Genomic DNA, 6,895 nt, shown 5'->3' with positions numbered 1-6,895 from the left:
GCGTAGTCGAGCCAGTATTTCAGCTCGTCCTTGGTGCCTTCCTCGAAGGAGAGGTAATGCATCGCGTCGAGCAGTTCTTTCCAGGCTTCGTTCACTTCGTTCTGGGTCGCCTTATCGCTTTCATAAACAGTCTTTGCATTGTCGCGCGCCGCGATAAACTTCTTGCGGACGGATTCAACCAGCTTGTCGAGCTGCTCGTCGGTGACTTCGTTCGCCTTCTCCAGCAGGGTTTCCAGAACGTCCTTGTTCACGCTGGTGAAGGTGAAGCGCAGAACCGTCTTGTCGTTCGGCATGGTATAGGTGTAGGTAAAGCCGTCGGCTTCAAACGGGATATCCTCGCCGTTCAGCTTTGCGCTCGCAAACGGGCCGTTTGCCGGGGTGAAGGTAAAGGTCAGCTTCGTGCCCGGAACCACCTTCGCGCCGTAGATGCCGTTGCCGTCGATCAGCACGTCCGCCTCGCCGGCGATTTCCACATCCGCCTGGCTCGGGTTCCACTGCACGTTCAGCAGCTGCGGGTCCTTCGGCACATCCGGCTTCTGGTTTCTGGCAAAGTCCGCCGTCAGAATAACATTGTTGGCGGGCATGGGGAAGTTCAGTTCAGAAGAAACGCGCTGTTCGGGGGTAAGCGTCAGGCCAACGGTGCTCCAACCGGTAAAATGATAGCCTTCGGGAGCGTCATTTGCGGTAACCGTTACCTTATCGCCTTCCTTGAGGCCGGTGCTCACGCCGGATACAGACGCGTTCCGAGTCAGGACCACATAGGTTTCTTCTTCCTCCACAGGCGGTACATAGCTGCTGTCATATACCTCAAACTCATAGATGCTGGCGCCCCAAACATCCCAGAGTTCCGTAGCCTGCATTTTGATATACCGGCCGGAAACATTGGACAGGTCAAATTCCTGCGCATCGTTACTGCCTCCGCTCGCATCGGTTGTTGTGTACGCGGCGACTTTATTAAATGTATCGCCGTTATCGGATACCTGAATTTCATAGGCTTTGGGTGCGTGCTCCCAGGAAATGCGGAGATAACCCAAATCCTGCACATCGCCCAGATCCACCTGGAACCAGGGCTGAGAGGACTGGTTGACGGAGCCGGTTGCCCAGCGGGTCGTCATTATGCCATCTACGGCGCCTGCGGCTCGATGTTCGTCACTCTCGGAGTGGGAAGCTGTAGCGGGTTTGCCCACGGCCAGATGGTCGACGGGGTCAACTTTGCGCAGGCTGTCGGTTTTCAGGGCCAGATTCAGGAGGCGGGCCGCGGCTGCTTCCAGAGTTGCGCGGTCCAAAATACCGTTGTTTACGGCGGTAACCAATGCATTGGAATCGCCGCTGGGCATTTTGACGTCACCGCTGGCCAGTGCTTCCCGGACGATGTTGGAGTCATTGCCCCAGTCGGTCATAAACACGCCGTCATATCCCCACTCGCCGCGGGCAATGCCGTTCATCATGGGTTCCAATTCTGCCGCCTTGGTGCCGTTGACGAAGTTGTAGGAGGTCATGATGGACCAGGGATCCGCCTCTTTAATCACAATTTCAAACGCTTTCAAATAGATCTCGCGCATGGCGCGGGAAGAAACAATGCTGTTGGAGGCCAGACGGTTGAACTCGGTGGAGTTTACCGCAAAATGCTTCACAGCCGTCGCTACGCCCACGGACTGAATCCCGCGGGTCACCGCAGCGCCGAGCTTACCCGTGAGATAGGGATCTTCGGCATAGTACTCAAAGTTACGGCCGCCCAGAGGATTGCGCTGAATGTTGATGCTGGGGCCCAGGATGCAGTTGATATCGTAGACCTTGATGTCCTTGCCGAAGGCCAGGCCATAGTCTTCGCACAGCTCTTCGTTCCAGGAGCTGGCCATGACGTTGGTCGCGGGCCAGGCAATGGGATCGGTGGTGCCGCTCAGACGCACGCCTGTGGGGCCGTCCGCCGTCTGCACGCCGGGAATCCCCAGCGAGGGGATATTGCCGATGGAACCGGTATTGGTGTTCGGCGCTACATTTCCGTGGCCGCTTCCCAGGGAAGCCAGCTCATTCACCGTAAGCTGCGAAACAAACTGGCCCATCAGCTCGGGATTTTCCGCCACGTCTTCAAACGTGATCTTTTCGGCGGCAGCGGTAAGGAGATTGCGGGCAGCTGTATACGCTTTGGCTGCCGGCGTCTCCACCTTTTCAAATGTGATGTAATCAATATTGGGGAACGCAGCAATCTGCGACTCAAGCGTGAGCGTTGCCATACCGCTGGGTAAAACTACCGTCAAGGGGTCCAAATCCACAAAGTTATAATAGGTGTTGCCCGCAGTGGACGTTCTTTTGAAGGAAATATCATCGGCAAATGCCTGGGTGATATTGTTGATCAGGAAGATCGCCGTGCTGCTCAGCGAAGTTTCGCCGACCGCCGCATAGTGGACCACCATGTGGTAGATTCCCGTTTCTTCCACATTCAGCTTGTAGTTGGCGCGGGAACCGGCGCGCATGTTGGACAAGCAGCTGCCGGGCTGGCCCTGTCCGTCATCCTGGAAGTCTTCATAACGGACGCCGGCGGAGGCGTCCACATAGTCCTCGCCTTCCACTTTCCCGATGCCGCTGGCAGGGATGTCGTTGACGACATCTGCGTCGTTGTCGCGCTCCAGGGTGAAGCTGTCCCACAGAATATCCGAGTCAGCTTTTCCGGTAAGCGTGAAGGTAATATCGCCGGTGGGGAATCCGACCTGGATCGCGGCGGTTTCCAAACCGTCGCCGCTTTCAAGTATAATCGAATCGTCAATGTTGACCTGGCTGCTGCCAGTACCCACAAATATCGAAAGCACGTCGTTGAGCCTGACCGCTTCGCCGCGGTTGTTGTAGGTCAGTTTGAACTGGTATTTGCCGCCCTTTGTCAGTTGCAGCACGTACGACACGGATTCGCCCTGCGGAATGTTTAAGGCGCCGTCCGTCTCGGTGACACCCGCTCCGGCGGACTTGTAGTTTTCCGCTTCCGCTTTGTTAACCGCATCGTCCTTGATGCTGATCTGACCGGGAACCTCGATGACCTCCAGTTTTTCATGGGTGCCATCGGCAAGAAGACGCTCGTTCAGCATGGTTTCCACCTGGGTCAGGTCTTCGTCGATGACACGCAGGTTTGGCTGGTTATAGGTATAAGCCTTATGTGCGCCGGCGTCGCGGATGGAGTTGCCCACAAAGATATTGTAGTCTCCCGCTTCCAACAGCCATGCGTTTTTATGTCCCGTCACGCCGGTATCGTCATAGCTGGCCATATCGGCAATGGGGAAAGTCAGGGTCAGCTCCTGGCTCTCGCCGGGCGCGAGCAATGCGGTCTTGCCGAAGGCGGCCAGAACCTTTCCGGGTTTGCCCAGAAGCGCGCTGCCGGTTCCCATCTGGGGGGCGCTGTAATAGACCTGCACCACTTCCTTACCGGAATAGAAGTCCCCGGTGTTGGTGACCGTGGCGGATACCTCAATATGGGTGCCTGCCTGTTTGGCGGTCACATCGGAAATGGCAAGATCCGCATAGGACAGGCCATAGCCGAAGGGATAGCGGACCGTTTCATAATCGGGATCAAAGGTTTCAAAGTAGCGGTATCCCGTGAAAATATCTTCAGTATATTTCTGGGTGGTGCTGCCGCTGAAGCCATCGGCGGGATATGCATCAAAGCTCTTGGCCACAGTTTCGGTCAGCTTGCCCGAGGGAGTGACTCTGCCGGAGAGAATATCACCGACGTAATTTCCGCCCTCCTGTCCGCCGTAACCCATGAAGAGCAGGGCCTCAACGCCCAGGTTTTCTACAAACTCCATGTCCGCCACGACGCCATTGTTGTATACCACCGTGACCTGATCAAAGTATTGGGTGACCTGCTGCAGCATTTTGGTTTCCGCGTCGGTCAGAAGCCAGCCGCCCTTGTTGTTCTGCATGTCGTTATTTTCGCCCACGATACGGCCAATGACCACAACGGCCTTATTGTTGCGCTCGCTGGCGTCTTTGACCATTTCGTCGGTCAGGGGCATTTCGGGGAAGAAGCGGTCGCTGGTATAAATGACCTCCTCCTTCTTATTTGCAGGGTCGTTGCACCAGGTCTCATAGACCTCTGCCAGGGTTTCATCCACATTGACGCCTACATTGCGCATGCCGTCCAGCACGTTGATCTCATAGGCCGGGTCCATGTAGGCCGCGCCCAAACCGCCGCGAATGGTGTCAACCTGCATACGCCCAAACACCGCCACCTGGTCGTCTTCCGTCAGCGGCAGGGTCTTGTTCTCATTTTTCAGCAGAATGACGCCCTCGTCGCCAATCTGGCGGGCCAACTCAATGCGCTCCTCCAGCAGCTCGAACCGATCGCTGGCGTCCCGGCCGGTGGGGAGGCTCACGGTAAAGGGATCCAGCGTGCTGCTTGTCCCGCCGTTTGTCAGCGTCAGCACATAGCGATCCTCTACCCAGGATACATTGGCGACCGTATCGCCCAGCGTAATCTTTTTCTGGGCAATCTCTGTTGCCGCCGCGGCAATGGCGGCCTCATCCGCATAATCGGCGGAAGGAACCAGCACTCTGCCTCCCACCTGCTTCTTTGCAATGCGCAGATACTGGCTCTCGTCGGCGGGATGAACCGTCACGACGCACTTAGCCTGAATATCTGTGCCGCTGACCGCACCAATGACTTCAAAAGTGCCGGCCTGGCTGTAATTTTGGGCAGGAACGGGGTTCCATGTTACCTTTAAGTCGGACCGTTTCCCATCGGAATAGGTTGCGGCTACCTTTTCGGGCAATACGGGGGCTGTTCCCACAATGGTTTCCGCGGTTGCGTCATCCAACGAGGTAATGATGTTGCCGGCATCTCTGGCTTCGATCTCATAAATCGAGTAGGGGTAACCACTGCCGGGCTTATCCATGGTCAACTTCAGATACCGGCAGGTCTGATTGATGACAAGGGGCGTTTCTTCCGGTTTGGAACCGGGGGTCTCATGAATCACAGGGGTGTAGGTCTCGCCATCTTGGGAAACCAGGATGGAATAATCGCTGGCGTATGCGGCCTCCCAGGTGATGATCAGGGAACCGATCGCTGTTGGCTCGCCAAAATCAAACTTAATCCATTCATTTCCCCTGGACGTTGCGGCCCACCGGGTCTTCTTATCGCCGTCGATCAGATATTTGGCAGGGCCGGTCGGCTCCCCGTTGGCAATGTGGTCTGCATCTTCTGAACTGCATGTGATGGTTGCTTTCTCCAGCGGGTTGGCCGTATTGACCCCAACAGAATAACTGCTGGCAGCCGCCTGCTCTGACGCGCTCGCGGGAATCGCACCCGCGCTGAACGACATGAGCGATGCTGCCAGAATCAACGCGATGATCCGTTTCATTCGTTTCATAATCCTTATCCTTTCTCCTCCTGAAAAACTTTTAGGCTGTATAAGGAAGTGAGAAATGCCGGCTTACCTTCCGCCGGAGGGCGTCATGCTGCGCTTTTATTTACTATACCAGCTTAAAAAACTCCGACTCCTACATTTCAAATTCCCTATACAGGGCAAACCATTCCGGACAGGCTCCAATCCCATCCATCCTGTTTTGCTCGTCTCAAATTTATGCGGACCCGTTTTCATCCCCTTTCTTTAAGAGAATCTCGTTTCAGTTAACTCATTTATTGAGTTTAGACTTTAACACAATTTAAACAGATCGCGTTAATAATGTCAATATAATTTCTACGTTTTCTTAATGTTTTTTATTATTATTTGTTAAATATTTTTAAAACAGAACTATATGCAACTTTACCCGCTTCAGCAAAGTAATTGCTGTTTTATCAGAGATTTTTATGAAACCATTTTGATGCTGGGGGATAAGATGCGCTTCGTGTTTTGGGGGAATTTCAGATCAAATTTTTGTTTAAAATCTCTTCCTTTCTCTTTTCCTTAAAAATACGGCATAATGGATTTTTTTAATACGTGAAGGGGCTGTATCAAAACGTACGTTTTGACACAGCCCCTTCTTCGTCATGTTTTCCCTATTTAAATTATTTTTCTGGGCAGCACCCTTCTAAGCGCTCGGAATAAAATCGAAAACCGCTAAGAGAATCGTCAATCACTTAGAGCACCAATTTTATCCAACTGTTACCACACAATGCCGCTGTGCCGCTTCATTTGGGACCTCCGGTCGGGACGCGCTTACAGCGAAGACCATTTTACTCAATTGTGATAACACAATGCTTTTGCGGCTCCTCATTGGACATAGTCGTATACACGCCGGTACTCTGGCCCGGTGTACCGACTGCCCAGACTCTGTAATAGCAGTCGCTGCCAATCTTCGCCACAAACTGGGTCTTCAATACACTGCCGTTGCCCACGGTGAAGTTCGGGGCCGTATTGCTTCCGTTGACAACCGTCATCTTGAAGCAGTAGGCACTGCCTCTCTTCAAAGTGAAGTTTGCTGTGGTGTCGGAACAGATGGACTTCTGGCCCATCACGTTCTGTGCCGCGTTGATAACCGGGCTGGTCACGGCGACTGCCGTTCCCGTACCGGAAACGTTGCCAGACGGCTTCTTGTTGCCGGAACCGCCGCTGTTGGACGGCTTGTTGCTGGGTTTGTTGTCGGGTTTCGCCGGCTCTTCCGGCTTGTCTGCCGGAACCAGACCCGCGCGGGCCTTCTCCACCGTTGCACAAACCGCTGTGATTTCCTCCGGGGTTGCCGCGTCGTTGTGGTAGACGTCCAGCGCGTTGTTCAGCGCCGCGCGCAGGATCGCATAGCTTGCTTCTGTATAGTCCGCCGGATTGAGCGCTTCGGACTCATCGATCAGGGCTTTCAGCACTTCCTTGTCCGGAATCATACGCAGGTTCATGATTGCCTTGTACAGAGCGTCCGCCATCTCGTCTACCTGCTTCTGGGTCGCGTTCGCGTCTTCCAGAAGGGCTTCCGCCTG

1 protein-coding gene and 1 pseudogene are annotated in these 6,895 nt (G+C 54.4%); both read right to left on the bottom strand.

Annotated features, from left to right (window positions below):
• Positions 1–5,354: discoidin domain-containing protein (locus I4V53_RS13760; RefSeq protein WP_195986267.1), on the bottom strand; the 5,354-nt coding region annotated here is incomplete at its 3' end.
• Positions 5,355–6,160: 806 nt separating this feature from the next.
• Positions 6,161–6,895 (bottom strand): annotated as a pseudogene (locus I4V53_RS13755) (FIVAR domain-containing protein); the annotation flags it as partial.

Origin of the sequence: Clostridium sp. D33t1_170424_F3, from assembly GCF_015667585.1 — a bacterium.
GTDB lineage: Bacteria > Bacillota > Clostridia > Oscillospirales > Acutalibacteraceae > Anaeromassilibacillus.
Note: the sequence above shows the minus strand (reverse complement) of the source record. Positions and strands in the feature narration are given on the sequence as shown.